At 70.7% G+C, this 16,266-nt stretch carries 18 protein-coding genes and 2 riboswitches; of the genes, 10 read left to right on the top strand and 8 right to left on the bottom strand.

Annotated elements, in window-relative coordinates:
- Positions 1–10: 10 nt before the first annotated feature.
- The 4 genes from OU416_RS04025 to OU416_RS04010 all read right to left on the bottom strand — a co-directional run bounded on the left by OU416_RS04025 (position 11) and on the right by OU416_RS04010 (position 3,656).
- The gene (locus tag OU416_RS04025) at positions 11–1,153 is read right to left on the bottom strand and encodes an acyl-CoA dehydrogenase family protein (protein ID WP_270925454.1); all 1,143 of its coding nucleotides are present in this window, start codon (positions 1,151–1,153) and stop codon (positions 11–13) included.
- Positions 1,154–1,363: 210 nt separating this feature from the next.
- The gene (locus OU416_RS04020) at positions 1,364–2,494 is read right to left on the bottom strand and encodes a CaiB/BaiF CoA transferase family protein (protein ID WP_270925453.1); all 1,131 of its coding nucleotides are present in this window, start codon (positions 2,492–2,494) and stop codon (positions 1,364–1,366) included.
- 79 nt (positions 2,495–2,573) lie between these two features.
- Positions 2,574–3,164 (bottom strand): hypothetical protein, encoded by a 591-nt coding sequence (locus OU416_RS04015; protein WP_270925452.1) that lies wholly within the window; start codon positions 3,162–3,164, stop codon positions 2,574–2,576.
- Between the two features lie 153 nt (positions 3,165–3,317).
- Positions 3,318–3,656 carry a hypothetical protein gene (locus OU416_RS04010; RefSeq protein WP_270925451.1) on the bottom strand — a complete coding sequence of 113 codons (339 nt, stop codon included), beginning with the start codon at positions 3,654–3,656 and terminating at the stop codon, positions 3,318–3,320.
- A gap of 219 nt (positions 3,657–3,875) precedes the next feature.
- On the opposite strand from OU416_RS04010, the gene OU416_RS04005 reads away from it, so the two are divergent.
- From OU416_RS04005 to OU416_RS03990, 4 genes are all read left to right on the top strand, one after another.
- Positions 3,876–4,202: a DUF4190 domain-containing protein gene (locus OU416_RS04005; RefSeq protein WP_270925450.1), complete on the top strand. Its 327-nt coding sequence runs from the start codon at positions 3,876–3,878 to the stop codon at positions 4,200–4,202.
- A 169-nt stretch (positions 4,203–4,371) separates the two neighbouring features.
- Positions 4,372–5,088: a MerR family transcriptional regulator gene (locus tag OU416_RS04000; RefSeq protein ID WP_270925449.1), complete on the top strand. Its 717-nt coding sequence runs from the start codon at positions 4,372–4,374 to the stop codon at positions 5,086–5,088.
- A 231-nt stretch (positions 5,089–5,319) separates the two neighbouring features.
- Complete coding sequence (locus tag OU416_RS03995; protein ID WP_270925448.1) at positions 5,320–7,026, top strand: AMP-dependent synthetase/ligase; 1,707 nt, start codon at positions 5,320–5,322, stop codon at positions 7,024–7,026.
- Between the two features lie 166 nt (positions 7,027–7,192).
- Positions 7,193–7,549, top strand: coding sequence for a VOC family protein (locus tag OU416_RS03990; protein WP_270925447.1), 357 nt, complete (start codon positions 7,193–7,195; stop codon positions 7,547–7,549).
- A gap of 12 nt (positions 7,550–7,561) precedes the next feature.
- Here the strand turns inward: OU416_RS03990 and OU416_RS03985 are convergent, their stop codons facing one another.
- Entirely contained in the window at positions 7,562–8,869 is a 1,308-nt protein-coding gene (locus tag OU416_RS03985; protein ID WP_270925446.1) for an MFS transporter, read from the bottom strand.
- Positions 8,870–9,166: 297 nt separating this feature from the next.
- On the opposite strand from OU416_RS03985, the gene OU416_RS03980 reads away from it, so the two are divergent.
- From OU416_RS03980 to OU416_RS03970, 3 genes are all read left to right on the top strand, one after another.
- On the top strand, positions 9,167–9,577 hold the full coding sequence (locus OU416_RS03980; RefSeq protein ID WP_270925445.1) for an SSI family serine proteinase inhibitor: 411 nt from the start codon (positions 9,167–9,169) through the stop codon (positions 9,575–9,577).
- 64 nt (positions 9,578–9,641) lie between these two features.
- Positions 9,642–10,031, top strand: a complete 390-nt coding sequence (locus OU416_RS03975; protein ID WP_270925444.1) for a YidH family protein — start codon at positions 9,642–9,644, stop codon at positions 10,029–10,031.
- A gap of 2 nt (positions 10,032–10,033) precedes the next feature.
- Complete coding sequence (locus OU416_RS03970; protein ID WP_270925443.1) at positions 10,034–10,366, top strand: DUF202 domain-containing protein; 333 nt, start codon at positions 10,034–10,036, stop codon at positions 10,364–10,366.
- Positions 10,367–10,494: 128 nt separating this feature from the next.
- Here OU416_RS03970 and OU416_RS03965 read toward each other — a convergent pair whose 3' ends face one another.
- Positions 10,495–11,115, bottom strand: coding sequence for a TetR/AcrR family transcriptional regulator (locus tag OU416_RS03965; RefSeq protein ID WP_270925442.1), 621 nt, complete (start codon positions 11,113–11,115; stop codon positions 10,495–10,497).
- A 118-nt stretch (positions 11,116–11,233) separates the two neighbouring features.
- On the opposite strand from OU416_RS03965, the gene OU416_RS03960 reads away from it, so the two are divergent.
- Positions 11,234–11,974 carry an SDR family NAD(P)-dependent oxidoreductase gene (locus OU416_RS03960; RefSeq protein WP_270925441.1) on the top strand — a complete coding sequence of 247 codons (741 nt, stop codon included), beginning with the start codon at positions 11,234–11,236 and terminating at the stop codon, positions 11,972–11,974.
- A 17-nt stretch (positions 11,975–11,991) separates the two neighbouring features.
- Positions 11,992–12,309, top strand: coding sequence for a DMT family transporter (locus OU416_RS03955; RefSeq protein WP_270925440.1), 318 nt, complete (start codon positions 11,992–11,994; stop codon positions 12,307–12,309).
- Positions 12,310–12,420: 111 nt separating this feature from the next.
- Here OU416_RS03955 and OU416_RS03950 read toward each other — a convergent pair whose 3' ends face one another.
- Both OU416_RS03950 and gcvH read right to left on the bottom strand, forming a co-directional pair.
- A complete protein-coding gene (locus OU416_RS03950) occupies positions 12,421–13,773 on the bottom strand; it encodes an L-serine ammonia-lyase (RefSeq protein ID WP_270925439.1) in 1,353 nt (450 codons plus the stop codon).
- A gap of 28 nt (positions 13,774–13,801) precedes the next feature.
- Positions 13,802–14,173: a glycine cleavage system protein GcvH gene (gene gcvH, locus OU416_RS03945; protein ID WP_270925438.1), complete on the bottom strand. Its 372-nt coding sequence runs from the start codon at positions 14,171–14,173 to the stop codon at positions 13,802–13,804.
- A gap of 54 nt (positions 14,174–14,227) precedes the next feature.
- A riboswitch (glycine riboswitch) is annotated at positions 14,228–14,325 on the bottom strand.
- Positions 14,326–14,420, bottom strand: a riboswitch (glycine riboswitch).
- 110 nt (positions 14,421–14,530) lie between these two features.
- On the opposite strand from gcvH, the gene OU416_RS03940 reads away from it, so the two are divergent.
- Complete coding sequence (locus tag OU416_RS03940; protein ID WP_270925437.1) at positions 14,531–16,084, top strand: PucR family transcriptional regulator; 1,554 nt, start codon at positions 14,531–14,533, stop codon at positions 16,082–16,084.
- Positions 16,085–16,266: the final 182 nt, after the last annotated feature.

The following is a 16,266-nucleotide window of genomic DNA, read 5'->3' as shown; positions in this document are numbered from 1 at the left end:
CTCGCGGCGGTCAGAACCCCATGGATCGGCCGATGATCTCCTTCATGATCTCGGTGGTGCCGCCGTAGATGGTCTGCACGCGGGAGTCCAGGAACGCCTTGGCGACCGGGTACTCCGCCATGAACCCGTAGCCACCGTGCAGCTGCAGGCACCGGTCGACCACGCGCTTGTTCAGCTCGCTGAGCCACCACTTCGCCATCGCGGCGTGCTCGATGTCGAGCTCGCCGCGCACGTGGTCCTGCACGCAGCGGTCGGTGAACACGCGGCCGATCTCGACCTCGGTGGCCATCTCCGCCAGCTCGAAGCGGACGTGCTGGAACTTGCCGATCGGCCGGCCGAACGCGGTGCGGTCCTTGCAGTACTCCTTGGTCGCGCCCAGCACCTTCTCGGCGACGGCCGCCGAGGCGACCGCGATCGACAGCCGCTCCTGCGGCAGGTTCTGCATCAGGTAGATGAAGCCCTGCCCCTCCTCACCGAGCAGGTTGGTGGCGGGCACCCGCACGTCGTTGAAGAACAGCTCCGCGGTGTCCTGCGACTTCAGGCCGATCTTGTCCAGGTTGCGGCCGCGCTCGAAGCCGAGCATGCCGCGCTCCACCACCAGCAGGCTGATGCCCTCGTGCCCGGCGTCGGGATCGGTGCGGGCCACCACGATCACCAGGTCGGCGAGGATGCCGTTGGTGATGAACGTCTTCTGCCCGTTGAGGACGAAGTCGTCGCCGTCGCGCACCGCGCTGGTGCGGATGCCCTGCAGGTCGCTGCCCGCGCCCGGTTCGGTCATGGCGATCGCGGTGATCGTCTCGCCCGAGCAGAAGCCCGGCAGCCAGCGCTGCTTCTGCTCCTCGGTGGCGAGCGCGAGCAGGTAGGGCGCGACGATGTCGTTGTGCAGCGGGGAGCCGAAGCCGGAGATGCCCGCGTTGACCAGCTCCTCGTCGAAGACGACGTTGAACCGGAAGTCGTCGACACCACCGCCGCCGTAGCGCTCGTCCACGGCGAAGCCGAGCAGCCCCTGCGCGCCGGCCGCCAGCCAGGCGTCGCGGCTGACCACTCCGGCGGCTTCCCACTCCTCGACGTGCGGCACGAGCTCCTTGTTGACGAACGTGCGCACCGTTTCGCGGAACGCCTCGTGCTCGGGCTCGAACAACTCCCTGCGCATCGGTTCACGCCTCCATTCGATCCGTGCTGGTCATGCGAGGAAGGGAACCTTCCTGTCACCGCGCCCGCACCGCGGCGCGAGCATGGGAACTTTCCTGTCAGCGGCCCCACGCGGCGATGCGAGCATGGGAACCTTCCTGTCACGCCGAGCCGCGGCGCTGCCGGAGGCGAGGACGGGAACCTTCCTGTCACCTCCCCGCCGCGCCCCGGGTCAGCGCCGTGAGCCGAAGGCGCCCGAGTCGAGCAGGTCCTGCGGGATCTTCCAGTCCTGCACCACGGCTCCGGTGTCCGCGCCGGGCGTCGCCACCGGCCCCGGCTCGGGGTTCGGGGTGCGGCTGAAGCGCGGGGCGGGCGCCGGTTGCAGCAGGCCGTCGCGGCGCACCAGGGATTCGCGGGCCGCCACGTGCGGGTGTTCGGCGGCTTCGGTCATGGACAGCACCGGGGCCACGCACGCGTCGGAGCCGTCGAACACCTCGGTCCACTCCTGGCGGGTGCGCTGCCGGAAAGTCTCGGCGAAGATCTCCCGCAGCCGCGGCCAGTTGGCCGGGTCGTCGCGGTCGGGGACCGCCTCCGCCACGCCCAGCCGCTGCACCAGTTCGGCGTAGAACTGCGGTTCCAGCGCGCCGACCGAGACGTGCTCGCCGTCGGCCGTTTCGTAGACGTCGTAGTAGGGGGCGCCGGTGTCCAGCAGGTTCGTGCCGCGCTCGGTCTTCCAGCCGCCGGTGCCCAGGAACCCGAACAGCATCGTGCCGAGGTGCGCGGCACCGTCCACGATGGCCGCGTCGACGACCTGCCCGCGGCCGCTGGTGCGCGCTTCCAGCAGCGCTGCCAGCACTCCGACCGCCAGGTACATCGCCCCGCCGCCGAAGTCGCCGAGCAGGTTGGCCGGGACCTGCGGCGGGCCGCCCTGGCGGCCGATCGCGTGCAGCATGCCGGTGAGGGCGATGTAGTCGATGTCGTGACCCGCGGTCGGCGCCAGCGGCCCCTGCTGGCCCCAGCCCGTCATCCGCCCGTAGACGAGCCGCGGGTTGACCGCCCAGCACTGCTCCGGTCCTACGCCCAGCCGTTCGGTGACTCCGGGGCGCAGTCCTTCCAGCAGAACATCGGCCTGTTCGACCAGGGCGAGCACGGCTTCCGCGCCGCGCTCGTGCTTGAGGTCCACCTGCACCGACCGCTTGCCGCGGTTGAGCAGGTCGCCTTCGCCGCCGGAGGCCGTCGGCCGGTCCACCCGCACCACCTCGGCGCCGAGGTCGGCGAGCAGCATCGCGCAGAACGGCGCCGGGCCGATCCCGGCCAGTTCGACGACCTTGACCCCGGCCAGCGGTCCACCTGTTCGCGTCACGCCTCACCTCTCGACGGCCTGTGTCGCGCAACACACGAAGCACGACGCAGTTAGTGTTACATAACTGGTGTAACAGACGTCAAGGCTTGACCGGTGCGACGGCGCCGACCGGTTCGTAGCCGAGCACGCCCCCGCTCCGCTCTTCGACCACGACGACCTCGACCGGTTCGCCGCGCTCACCACGAGCGAGCCCGATCGAGGCGCGGACCAGACCTGGCGCGTCCTCGCCGCGCAGCCGGTCGACCTCCTCGTCCACCCGCGCTTGAGCGCTCTCGACGACGGGAAGCCGCCGCGTCACCCACTTCCCGGCGACGGCATCGGAGTGCACGACTTCGGCGACGATCTCGGTCAGCGCCCGGTCCCGCTGGATGCCGGGGGCCCGCTCGTCGACCGACGCCCTCGCGGCGGCCGCGACCTGCTGGACGTAGTGATCACGCGCCGCGGCGGTGACCCACAGCGATTGGAGGAACAGCGCGGGTTCGGCCGGGGAGCGCAGCACCGAGAAGCGGAGCAACCCGTCGGCCCGGGGCATCACCTCCAGGGCTCCGCGAGCCGCCGCGTCCGCCTCTTCCGCCGTGGGCAGCAGCCACCAGCTGTCGATCCGGGCTCGGGCGTCGTCGTGGTGGGCGGCGGCCTGGACCGGCCGCATCCGGGTCTGCTCATCAGTCATGACACCACCCTGAAAGCTCGACAATGATCGAAGTCAAGGGCACCGCACCGGAAAAGTGGTGACATGCGGGAAATCCCGGATGCGGGCGACCGCTGGCGGACGCACCAATAGTCGCCCCGACCGGAACCGAGGACAACCAACCGCCGGTACTGCTCATCCCACCAACGACGATTCGAACTGCACCCGCAGCTCCTCCGGGGTCCGTGCGGCCGCGTACTGCAGGACGATGACGCCGCGGCTGAAGGCGTCCGGGCCGAACCGTCCGGCGAACCGCGTCGCCGCCGATTCGTCCACGAAGGACAACACCGACACCACGTCGGTCGTGATCAGCTGCTCGCACCCCAGCTGCGGGCAGCTCTTCTCCGTGTTGTCCCGCGGGTTCGGCACCGGCAGGCCATCGCGCACGAACTGGTCGACGACCTGCTGAGCCGCCGACGCCGAGCCGCAGCCCGCCAGGCATGCCCCCAGCAGGACAGCGGTCCACCACCGCATCATCCGATCCTCGCTTCACGGAACCGGGACAGCCCATCACCGCCCCACCGAACGTTGATCGCGAACGGAGCGAAACCGGTTACCCGACGAACGGGTGAACCCCTTCCAGGGGACCGAGAAGGGTGGTGGTCCGGACGGCGCCCCTCGAACGAGGACGTTGCCCGCACCCGGGTGATCGCACCTAACCTCGACTGGAATTGATCTCGGCGGAGGAGAGTTGTGGCCAACGCGCAAGAACAGCATGCCGCGCGGGAAATGCCGGGCCGTGCACCGGGACCGCGCAAGAACGTCCTGGCCATCGCATCGATCTGCGTCCTGGTGTTCGGCCTGTTCACCTTCTGGGGTGCCGTCGGGTTCGGGGTGATCGCAGCGATCCTCGGGCACATCGCGCTGGGGCAGATCAAGCGCAACCCCGGTCGCTACCGCAACCGGGACCTGGCGCTCACCAGCGTGATCTTGGGCTGGACCATGTTCGGCGCCACCCTCGTCGTCATCACGATGCCCGGCGAGATCGCCAGCATCGTCGGGCCTGTCCTCGGCGACTAGGACAGCAGGAGCAGGGCGCCGCAGGCCCTCTCATGTGCGGCGGTGCAGGTGTTGTCCAGACGTCGCCCGCGGTTCTTGCGCGATCCCACGGTGCAGGAGTGGGACGGGCCGGGCGGGCTCGTATGTGACAGCGTTGGTGTTACAGCGGTTGAGGAGTACCGTTGCGGGCATGCTCCGAACTGCGGACGAAGAGCTCACCATCGACGAACTGGCCGCCCGCGCCGGAGTCACCGTGCGGACCGTCCGGTTCTACTCCTCGCGCGGCCTGCTGCCGCCACCTCGCCTGCGCGGCCGGCTCGGCCTCTACGGCGGCGATCACCTGGCCCGCCTCGACCTCATCCGGGAGCTCCAGGCGCTCGGCTTCACGCTGTCGGCGATCGAGCGCCACCTGGCGCGGCTGCCCGAGGACGCCTCCCCCGACGATCTCGCGCTGCAACGCGCGCTCATCGCTCCGTGGACCGACGAGCACGCCGAGGACCTGGAACGTCACGAGCTCGACCGCCGTGCCGGACGGCACCTGGACGACGAGCTGGTCGACCAGCTGATCGACCTCGGCATCCTGCAGCGGATCCCGGGTTCCACCGCGCTGCGGGCGCCCAGCCCCGCGATGCTCGGCGTCGGGTTGCAGATCCTCGACCTGGACCTGCCGTCGGAGATGCTGGTGCAGGCGAAGGCGATCGTCGAGCAGCACACCGCTCAGATCGCCACCGAGCTGCGCGAGCTGTTCGCCGCCAACGTGCTGCGCCCCTACGTCGAGCGCGGCCGCCCGGAGGACGAGCGGGAACGCGTCCGCGCCACGACCGACCAGCTGCGCCCGTTGACCATCCAGGTGCTGGTCAACGGATTCCAGCGGGCCGTCAACGACGTCATCCGCGACCACGTCTGACCGACACCGAGCAGCCGCCGTTTCCGCTGGTCAGAAGCCGTGAGCGGGTTGGGGCGCTATGGCACCCCGAAACACTCACGGGCCGCCACCAGCGGAGATGCCCCGACGCGAGCACCGTTGAGCCTGCTGGGCGATTGAAGGCCCCGCAGCTGGCCAACTCGGCCCCCCGTGCGGTTTCATCGCGTGACGGCCATCACGTCGTCCGGGTGCGTCGAGGGGAGCTCAGCCGCGATGAGCGATTCGGAAGCACGGACGTCCGCAGCGCTGGAGACGACTGTCCCGCAGTTGTTCTCGCGCAACGTCGCGCAGTTCCCCCAGCAGCCCGCGCTGACCGATGGCGACCGCACGCTGACCTGGGAGCAGGCTCACCAGGAGGTCCAGGTACTGGCCGCCGGACTCGCCGCGCTCGGCCTGCAACGCGGCCAGACCGTGCTGATCATGGTGCCGAACCGGGTCGAGCACTGGCTGATCGACGTGGCGGCCACCCACCTCGGCGCCGTGCCCAGCACCCTCTACCCCACGCTCAGCCAGGACCAGGTGCACTACATCGCCCACCACAGCCGCGCCAGGATCGTGGTGCTCGACGGAGCCGATCAGCTGCGCCGCTGGTCGAAGACGTTGCGCAACGCCTCCGCCATCGAGCACGTCGCGGTGCTCGACGAGCAGGTGATGGTGTCGGCCGACGAGCGGTTCCGGACCTGGGACCGGCTTCGGGCGCTCGGCGAGCAGCGCTTGCGCGAAGATCCCGAGCTGGTGCGGCGGACCTCGGCGGCGACTCGCCCCGCGGACCCGGCCGCGGTCCTCTACACCTCCGGCACCACCGGCGAGCAGAAGGGCGTGGTGCTGACCCACCGCAACATCTGCTTCGCCGCGGCGGCCCTGCACCAGGCCACGCGGGCCGAACGGCACGCACCGCGGATCTGCTACCTGCCGCTGGCGCACATCGCCGAACGCATGGTGGGGATCTACGCGGCCATCCACGACGTCGCCCACGTGCACTTCTGCGCCGACCCGAAGCAGCTGCCCGCGACGCTGGCCCGCGCCCGGCCCGCGCTGTTCTTCGCGGTCCCGAGGATCTGGGAGAAGCTCGCCGCCGCGCTGCGCGACATCCCGCCCGAGCAACGCACCCCGCAAGCCGCGCGGCGGCTGCGATCCCGGCTCGGGCTCGACCGCGCCACGTGGCCGTCCAGCGGCGCCGCCCCGATCGACCGCGAGCTGGTGGAGCTGTTCAGCACCATCGGCGTGGACATCTTCGAGCTGTGGGGCATGACCGAGACGTCCGGCTGCGCCACCACCAACCACGCGGGAGCCAACCGCCCCGGCACGGTGGGCCGCCCCGTTCCCGGGGTGGAGGTGCGGATAGGCGACGACGGCGAAGTGCTGGTGCGCGGCCCGCTGGTGTGCGCCGGCTACCTCGAACCGGACGGCGTGATCCGCCCGGCCGCCGATCCCGACGGGTGGCTGCGCACCGGCGACATCGGAGTCCTCGACGACGACGGGTTCCTGAGCATCACCGACCGCAAGAAGGAGCTGATCATCTCCGCCGGCGGCAAGAACATCGCGCCCACCGCGGTGGAGAACGCGCTGCGCGCGCATCCGCTGCTCGGCCACGCGCTGGTGTTCGGCGACCGCCGCCCCTACCTGGTCGCGCTGCTGGTGCTCGACGAGGACGCGGCGCCGAAGTGGGCGCGCGAACGCGGCATCTCCGCCAGCTCCCTGCGCGATCTGGCCGAGCACCCGGCGGTCCAGTCCGAAGTGGCCGCTGCGGTGGCGGCCGCGAACGCCCGGCTGAACCGGCCGGAACAGGTCAAGCGGTACCGGGTGCTCGCCCACCCGTGGGGCGTCGAGGGCGGCGAGCTGACTCCGACGCTGAAGCTCAAGCGCCGCGTGATCCACGAGAAGTACGCCGACATCATCGATCAGCTCTACGCCACGTGACCGCGGCGCGCGGTGCGAGCATGGGAACCTTCCTGTCATCCCGGTGCGAGCATGGGAACCTTCCTGTCACCGCGGAGCCGGCGATGAGTTCCGGGCGCGGGTGCGAGTCCACCGTTCGGAAGGACCGTTCGCGGGCCGTGGCCCGCGCGAACCGCAGAGGACTCCGATGACCATCGAACCGATCATCATCACCTCGGACATCGACCGCTTGCAGGGCTTCTACCGGGCGGTCTTCGGCGCCGAGGAGACCTCGCGCGTGCCCGCCGAGGGCACCGTCTTCTTCCTCGGCCTGGAGGTCCGCGGCGCCGCACTGGGGCTGGTCCACAACGACGCGGCGAAACCCGGTGAGCCGGGCCGGGTCCTGCTCAACTTCTTCGTCGACGACGTCGACGAAGTGCTGGAACGCGTTGCTCCGGCGGGTGGCGAGGTGCAGGGGCCGCCCAACGACATGCCGTGGGGCCAGCGCGTCGCGCACGTCAAGGATCCGGACGGCAACGCGGTGAACCTCACCCAGCCGATCTGACGGCCCCGCGGCTCACACCCGCTCCGGCTCGGGCTCGGCCCACCTCGTCGGCTCTCCGGTGATCACCAGGCAGACCACCGTGACCAGCGCACCGGCCACCAGGTAGGCGGCGATGGGCCAGGACGCCCCGCCGGAGAAGCTCAGCAGTGCCGTCGCCACCACCGGGGACAGCCCGCCGCCGAGCACCGAGCCGCTCTGGTAGCCCAACGACACACCGGTGTAGCGGACCTTCGTGGCGAACAGCTCGGCGCAGAAGGCCGCCATCGGCCCGAAGACCGCCGCCGAGCCCGCGTAGCCCAGGGTCATCGCCAGCACGATCAGCGCCGGTTCCGCGGTGTCCAGCAGCCAGAACATCGGGAACGCGTACACCGCGAGGAAGATGCCGCCGCCGAGCATCACCTGGGTGCGGCCGAGACGGTCCGAGAGGTGGGAGAACAGCAGGATTCCGGCGATCTGCGCCGCCGATCCGCACAGGCTGCCCAGCAGCATCACGTCGCGGGTCGCGCCCAGCTTCTCGGTGCCGTAGGTCAGCAGGAACGTGGTCAGGATGAAGATGAACGTGTTGAAGCCCAGGTTGACGCCGGCCGAGAGCACGATCTGCCGCCAGGAACGCGCGAACGCCTCGGCGACGGGAAGCCTGGCGCGCTCGCCGCGCTGGCGGATCTTCGCGAACTCCGGGCTCTCGGCCAGCCGCAGCCGCACGTACAGGCCGACTCCGACCAGCACCAGGCTCACCAGGAACGGCAGCCGCCACCCCCAGGTGAGGAACTGGTCGCCGGAGATGGCGGTGGCCCCGGCGAACGCGCCGGTGGCCAGGAACATCCCGGTCGGCGAGCCCAGGAACGTCCACCCGCCGTACCAGCCGTGCCGGTGCGGCGGGGCGTGCTCCACCGCCATCAGCACCGCACCGCCCTGCTCCCCGCCGAGGAAGAAGCCCTGCACCACGCGCAACGTCACGAGCAGCAGCGGCGCCCACACGCCGACCTGGTGGTAGGTGGGCAGCAACCCGATCAGCGCGGTGCACACCCCGGTCACGCTCAGGGTGATCACGAGCATCCGCTTGCGGCCCACCAGATCGCCGAAGTGCCCGATGACCGCGGCGCCCAGCGGCCGGGCGAGGAACCCGGCCCCGAAGGTGGCGAACGCCAGCAGCGCGCCCACCCACGGGTCGCCGGAGGGGAAGAACAGCTTGTTGAACACCACGGCGGCCGCGGTGCCGTAGATCAGGAAGTCGTAGAGCTCGATCGTGTTGCCGACCGCGCTGGCGAACGCGGCCTTGCGCACCGCGACGCGGTCCGGGCCCGCGGGTGCCGAAGCCATCTGGTCTCCCGTCCATCACCTAGGCCCCCGAGAGCGGTCGTCGCGACGCACGACGACCCGGGCCCGGGACCACAATGGCCAGTGATCCGCGAAAGGTCCACCACCTTTTCGCGCATCGGCCCTCGGACGAGCGACGTGGAGCAGCGTCGAAATGTCCTGTTCAGTGACCGTTCGTACAGCAGACCTGCCTGGGCGAACCCCTTTCCGGTGGTCCGGAGCAGCGAGGTGCGGCGCTTCGGACCGCTGCGGCGATAAAGGAGAGCGGAATGCCTCTCCAACCCAGGAGGACTGACGAGAATGGTTGACACACGGCTCACCGGCCGCATCTTCCTCGCCGCAGCCACCCTCGCGGGCACTGCACTCGCCCCGGCGCTGGCCAACGCGGAACCCGCGGCGGAAGCGAACTGGAGCACCCTGAACCTCACGATCAGCACCGAGAACCGCGATGAGGCTCCGCGGACCGCAGTGCTGAGCTGTCATCCGGTGGGCGGTACGCACCCGCACGCCGCTGCGGCCTGCCAGACGCTCAACGCGGTCAGCGGTGACCTCACCCAGCTCACCCAGGCGCAGACCACCTGCAACTTCATCCACAAGCCGGTGACCTACACCGCGCGCGGCAGCTGGCAGGGACGGCCGGTCGTCTTCGAGGAGACCTACTCGAACCAGTGCATCGCGGAGGCCACCACCGGCAAGGTGTTCGCCTTCTGAGCAGCGCGCCGGGCCCCGTCGGCGCGGGGCCCGGCGCGTTCCGCGCCCGGGTTACGGTGAGCTCATGGCAACCGACCGGGAAGAGCATTCGCGTTGGCCCAAGCGGCTCTACGAGCAGGGCGACGAACCGGATCCCCGGTTCACCCTCGCCAACGAGCGCACCTTCCTGGCCTGGATCCGCACCGCGCTGGCGCTGATGGCGGGCGGCGTCGGAGTCGAAGCGCTCAACGCCGTCGCCGGCCACCCGAATCCACTCCGGACCGCCCTGGCGGTGGCGCTGCTGCTCACCGGGGTGCTCTGCAGCGCAACGGCTTTCGCGCGGTGGATGACCACCGAGCGCGCGCTCCGGCGGGGACGTCCGCTGCCCGCGCCGCGCCTGGCGCCGGTGCTCGGGTACGGGCTGGGCGTGATCGGGGTGGCGTCCTGCGTCCTGCTGCTGATCACCGGGATCTGATCGTGGTGCACCGGCCCGACGGCCCGTGGGATCCGGGATTGCAGATCGAGCGCACCACGCTCGCCTGGTTGCGAACGACGCTCGCGTTCATCATCGGGCTGCTGGTGCTGCTGCGGATGTTGGGCCACGTGAGCGCGCTGGCGGCGCTGATCTGCGCGGCACTGGCGCTGCCGCTCGGGCTCGCCACCGGCTGGCTGCTCTGGCGCCGCCACCTCGACGGCGAACGCCGCCTGCGCGACCGAGCGCCGCTTCCCGGCGGTGCGCTGCCAGCTGCGGTAAGCGCGCTGGCGGTGCTGGCGGGCTGCTCCGGGCTGGCCTTCGTGATCTTCGCCTGATCCCGCCGACCGGCCTCCGGTGCGGACGGCCGCGAGCATGGGAACCTTCCTGTCACCACGACCCGCCGTGCGGCAGCGCGAGCATGGGAACCTTCCTGTCACGCCCTGCGAGGATGGGAACCTTCCTGTCATCCCGCCCGCTGCTGCGGCTCGCCGACCAGAGCGGGCCAGGCCGACATCGCGCAGTCGATGATCGCGTGCGCGGTTTCGCGGGAGCAGCCGTCGCGGGCCTGGATCGACAAGCCCTGCAGGACGGTCACGTAGAACGAGGCGATCGCCGCGAGATCTGCGCCTTCCGGGATGTCGCCCTCGGCGACCGCGCGGTCCAGTCGCGCGCGGACCTCCTGCTGGTCGCCCTTGCGGCATTCGGCGAGGAAGTCCTGGACGCGCTGGTTGCCCGGGCTGCAGTTGGTCGCCGCGAGCACGACCATGCAGCCTCGTGGCGTGCCCGGGTCCACGTAGTCGTCGGCGTTGTCGCGCAGCTTGGCCTCGATCCACTCTCGCGCGGTCGAGCACTCCTGGAGGCGCGAGCGCTTCTCCTCGTCGTCACTGCCGTAGAGGGCGATCGTCTCGCGGAAGAGGTTCTCCTTGGAGCCGAAGGCGGCGTAGAGGCTCGGTGAGCTGATGCCCATCGCCGTCGTGAGGTCGGTCAGCGACGTCGCCTCGTAGCCCCTTTCCCAGAACAGCTCCATCGCGGCCCGCAGCGCGGCTGCGCGGTCGAAGCTGCGCGGTCGACCTGGCGGCGGCATCTCGTCCTCCTCGCGAACTCCGGCGCGATCATCATCGCCGACCCGGTCTGCGTTGACGTCCCAGGGTAGCTCGTGCTACCCATTTATATATCGTTCGATACAGAAAAAAGGGGTGCTCATGACGTCTTTAGCGGGCAAGGTTGCTCTGGTGACCGGCGGCGGGCGCGGGATCGGGGCCGGGATCGCCGAACGGCTGGCCGCCGACGGCGCCGATGTCGCGATCACCTACAACACCGGTGCCGAGCGGGCTCACGCCGTCGCCGGGAAGATCTCGGGCACCGGCCGCCGCAGCCTGGCGATCGCCGCACCCGCCACCGACGCCGAAGCCGTGGCGAACGCGGTGCAGCGGACCGTCGACGAGTTCGGCAGGCTGGACGTCCTGGTCAACAACGCCGGAATCTTCCCGTTCGGCACGATCGACGAGCTGACCCTCGACCAGTTCGACGAAACCGTCACCGTCAACGTGCGCGCGGCATTCGTGGCCGTGCGGGCCGCCATCGCCCACCTGCCCGAGGACGGGCGGATCATCAACATCGGGAGCAATCTCGCCGAACGGGTTCCCGGTCCCGGCCTGAGCCTGTACTCGCTGAGCAAGTCCGCCCTGATCGGCTTCACCAAGGGTCTGGCCCGCGACCTGGGCCCGCGCGGCATCACGGCCAACGTGGTCCACCCCGGCTCGACCGACACCGAGATGAACCCGGCCGACGGGGCGGGCGCCGAAGCCCAGCGGACGCTGACCGCGCTCGGCCGCTACTCCACCCCCGCCGACATCGCGGCGACCGTCGCGCACCTGGCCGGGGAATCCGGCCGCAGCATCACGGGCACCTCGATCACCGTCGACGGCGGCGCTAACGCCTGAACCCGGAGGACACCGAAATGCCCTGGGTCATCCTCGTCATCGCCGGACTGCTCGAAATCGTCTGGTCGCTGGCGCTGAAGCACGCCGAAGGCCTGACGAGGCTGTGGCCGGCGGTCGTCGGAATCGCGGTCGCCATGGTCAGCCTCGGCCTGCTGTCGGTGGCGCTGAAGCACCTGCCGGTCGGCAGCGCCTACGCGATCTGGGTCGGCATCGGCACGGTCGGCGTGGCGATCACCGGCATGCTCGCCTTCGGCGAACCGGCGACGTGGCCGCGCCTGGCGTTCCTGGCGCTGATCCTGGTCGGCATCGCCGGGCTCAAGTTCGCCGAAGCCTGATCGCAGGGGCCTTCCTGCCACCGGTGCCGGTGACAGGAAGGTTCCCATCCTCGCGTCGACGGCGCGGGCGGTGACAGGAAGGTTCCCATGCTCGCACCGCCCGCACCGGGGTCAGCACTCGATGACGTTGACCGCGAGCCCGCCGCGGGCGGTCTCCTTGTACTTGACCTTCATGTCGCGGCCGGTCTCGCGCATCGTCTTGATCACCTTGTCCAGCGAGACGAAGTGGTTGCCGTCGCCGCGCAGCGCCATCCGCGCCGCGGTGATCGCCTTGACCGAGGCCACCGCGTTGCGCTCGATGCACGGGATCTGCACCAGCCCGCCGATCGGATCGCAGGTGAGCCCGAGGTTGTGCTCCATCGCGATCTCGGCGGCGTTCTCCACCTGGCGCGGCGTGCCGCCGAGCACCTCGGCCAGCCCGGCCGCGGCCATCGAGCACGCCGAACCGACCTCGCCCTGGCAGCCGACCTCGGCCCCGGAGATCGAGGCGTTCTCCTTGAACAGCACCCCGACCGCGCCCGCCGCCAGCAGGAACCGCACCACGCCGTCGTCGTTCGCGCCGGGCACGAACCGGGTGTAGTAGTGCAGCACCGCCGGGACGATGCCCGCCGCACCGTTGGTCGGGGCCGTCACCACCCGGCCACCGGCCGCGTTCTCCTCGTTCACCGCGAGCGCGAACAGGGTGACCCACTCCAGCGGGTCGTCCTGGCCGGTCAGCGCCGCTGCCAGCTCCGCGGCCCGCCGCTTGACCTTCAGCCCGCCGGGCAGCTCGCCGGTGTTGCGGCAGCCGTTGTCCACGCACTCCTGCATGACGTGCCAGATGTCCAGCAGTTCCTTGCGAACCGCGTCCTCACCGCGCCACGACAGCTCGTTGGCCAGCATGACGCCGCTGATGGACAGCCCGGACTCCGCCGTGCGGTCGAGCAGCTCCGCTCCGGTGCGGAACGGCAGCCGCAGCTCGGTCTCGTCCGGTTTGATCCGGTCGGCGCCGGTCGCCTCCTCGTCGATGACGAAACCGCCGCCCACCGAGTAGTACACGGCGCTGTCCAGCTCGGCGTCCCCGGCGAACGCGGTGAACCGCATCCCGTTCGGGTGCACCGGCAGCGACCTGCGCCGGTGCATCACGAGATCGCGGTCCGAGTTGAACCGGATCTCGTGCGTGCCGTCCAGGCGCAACCGCCCCGTCGCGCCGATCTCGGCGACCCGGTCCGCCACCGCGGCCGGATCGACGGTCTCCGGGTGGTGGCCCTCCAGGCCCAGCAGCACCGCCTTCGGGCTGCCGTGCCCGTGCCCGGTGGCCCCCAACGAGCCGAACAACTCCGCTTTGACCCTTGTGACCTGCGGAATCAAGCCGGCATCGAGAAGTCTCCGCGCGAATCGCGTGGCCGCTCGCATCGGCCCCACGGTGTGCGAACTGGACGGTCCGATGCCCACTGAGAACAGGTCGAAGACACTGATCGCCATTGATCGCCTCCGCTGCTGCCCGGCTCCGCTACTGCTCGATCAGTTCGGCGTACTGCTGCGCGGTGAGCACAGCACCGGTACCGGTGGCGCGCACCTCCAGCAGCCAGCCGTCGGCGAACGGCTCGGCGTTGACCAGCGCCGGGTCCTCCACGACGGCCTCGTTGACCGCGACGACCTCACCGGTGACCGGGGCGAACAGGTCGCTCACGGACTTGGTGGACTCCAGCTCACCGCAGGTCTGCCCGGCCTCGATCTGCTCGCCGACCTCGGGCAGCTGCACGAAGACGATGTCGCCGAGCGCGTCCGCGGCGTGCTGGGTGATGCCGATGCGGACCAGCTCGTCGCGGTCCTCGATCCACTCGTGCTCTTCGGTGTAGCGCAGGTTCTCGGGCAGGGACATGGTGGGAGGCTCCATAGCGGTCTGGAGGGCGCGGGCGCGCCCGGAATGTGCTGGGCCTCCCCCTCTGTTTCGGGACCTGAGAGCTTCGCCGCCGGTCAGCGGCTTGCACCGTGGGTGGCGCGTCAGCTGTGACGCGCGCTTTCCAGAGTTGCCTCGCCCGAACGGTCATGGGTGCCTGAGAGTTTGTGGGGAGTCTTGCTCCTTCGGCGCCCTGCGGTGCGCGCAGGGTCTCTCCCGCACGGGGTCGACGGCCGGTATGCGATTGTCGAGTTGCTCCGCAACGATAAACGGGGCCGCTCTGGTGCCACAATGCCTCCCCCGGTCGCCAGGCGGCCGCATGTTCTCTGGAGGCCGGTGATGCTGGACGTCCGGGCGCTGGTCCAACGGGTCGGGCCGACGCTGCTGCGCGCGGTGGCGGTCCCGGAATCGACCCCGTGCGTCGGTGACGTGGTCATCGCCGAGCCCGATCAGCACCCGACGGTGGTCGACGGTGATCTCGTGCTGGGCGTCGCCGTCGCCGACTGCGAGCAGGCGGCGGCGCTGGTGCGCATCTGCGGCGATCAGGGTGCGGCGGCGGTGCTGCTGAAGCCGCCGGTCTCCGATGACGAGCGGGTCGTCGCCGCGGCCGCCGAGTCCGGTGTCGCACTGGTCGAGGTGCGGCCGGAGACCGCGTGGGCCCAGCTGGTCTGGTTGATCCGGGCGGCGCTGGCCCGGACCGGCATCGACGAGGCCGACGCGCGCAGCTCCGGCGTCGGCGACCTGTTCCGGCTCGCCGACGCGGTGGCCGACGTGGTGGACGCACCGGTCACGATCGAGGACGCGCACTCCCAGGTGCTGGCCTACTCGGCCCGGCAGGACCTCACCGATCCCGCCCGCGTCTCGACGATCATGGGCCGCAGGCAGCCCGACGACGTGCTGGCCAAGTTCCGGGCGCGCGGCACGTTCCGCAAGCTCAGCAAGGGCAGCTCGGCGATCTTCGTGCCCGCCCAGCAGGACGGCACGCTGCCCCGGCTGGTCGTGCCGATCAGGATGGGCGGCGAGCTGCTCGGCTCGATGTGGGCGGTGGTGCCCGACCAGGTCTCGGAGGAGCGTGCGACGGCGTTCGCCGACACCGCGCCGCTGGTCGCGCTGCAACTGCTGCGCTGGCGAGCCGTCGCGGACGCCGAGCGGCGGCACAGCGCGGAGCAGGTGCGGCTGCTGCTCGAAGGCGGCGACGGCTGGCGGGTCGCGGCCCACGAGCTGGCCGTCCCGAACGAGCAGCACCGGGTGATCGCGATCGAGATGCCGGCCTCGGCCGGTCCCGCCGAGGGACACCGGCTGGCGCTGTGGGAGTGGATCACGCGCGGGATCGGGCGCCGCCCGCTGGTAACCGAGATCGGCGCCATGCTCTACGCGGTGGTGCCCGACCGCGACCGAGGCGGCTGGCTGGAACTGCGCACCGCGCTCGCCTCGCACGACATGTCCCCGCGACCGCTGATCGCGGTGGGCACCGCGGTCGCGGTCGCCGAGCTGCACCAGTCGCGATCGCAGGCCGAAGAGCTGGTCAGCCTGCTTCGCACCGGTCGTCTCCAGGAGCGCGTGGCGGTGTACGAGGACTACTGGCACCTGCTGGTGCTCAGCCGCATGGCGGGCGCGGCGACCGATGCGGGCATCGGCTCGCTGGGGCCGCTGGCGACGCTGCGCGAGCACGACCGCACCCAGAGCACCGAATACCTGGCGACGCTGCGCGCCTGGCTGCGCCACCCCGGCGATCCGCGGCAGGCCAGCCGGGAACTGCGCGTCCACCCGAACACCTTCCGGTACCGGATGAAGCGGCTCACCCAACTCGTCGACATCGATCTGGACGATCCCGACGTCCGCTCCGCCCTCCACGTCCAGCTGCTCGCCGAGCGCTGGGCCCAGCACGGCTGAGAGCAGGGGAACCTTCCTGTCACGGGCAGCCCGCTGACCTGGGGAAGGGAACCTTCCTGCCGTCCCGGGCCCGGCCACCGGCTTCGGCGATGCGAGCAGGGGAACCTTCCTGTCATCGATCGTGCGGCCGCTGTTTCGCGGCGGCGCGCGGTTTGTGCTGCGAGCACAAACGAGCCGGGGCA

Origin of the sequence: Saccharopolyspora indica (assembly GCF_027853965.1) — a bacterium.
GTDB classification, from domain to species: Bacteria; Actinomycetota; Actinomycetes; order Mycobacteriales; family Pseudonocardiaceae; genus Saccharopolyspora; species Saccharopolyspora indica.
This window is presented reverse-complemented; position numbering and strand designations above follow the sequence as displayed.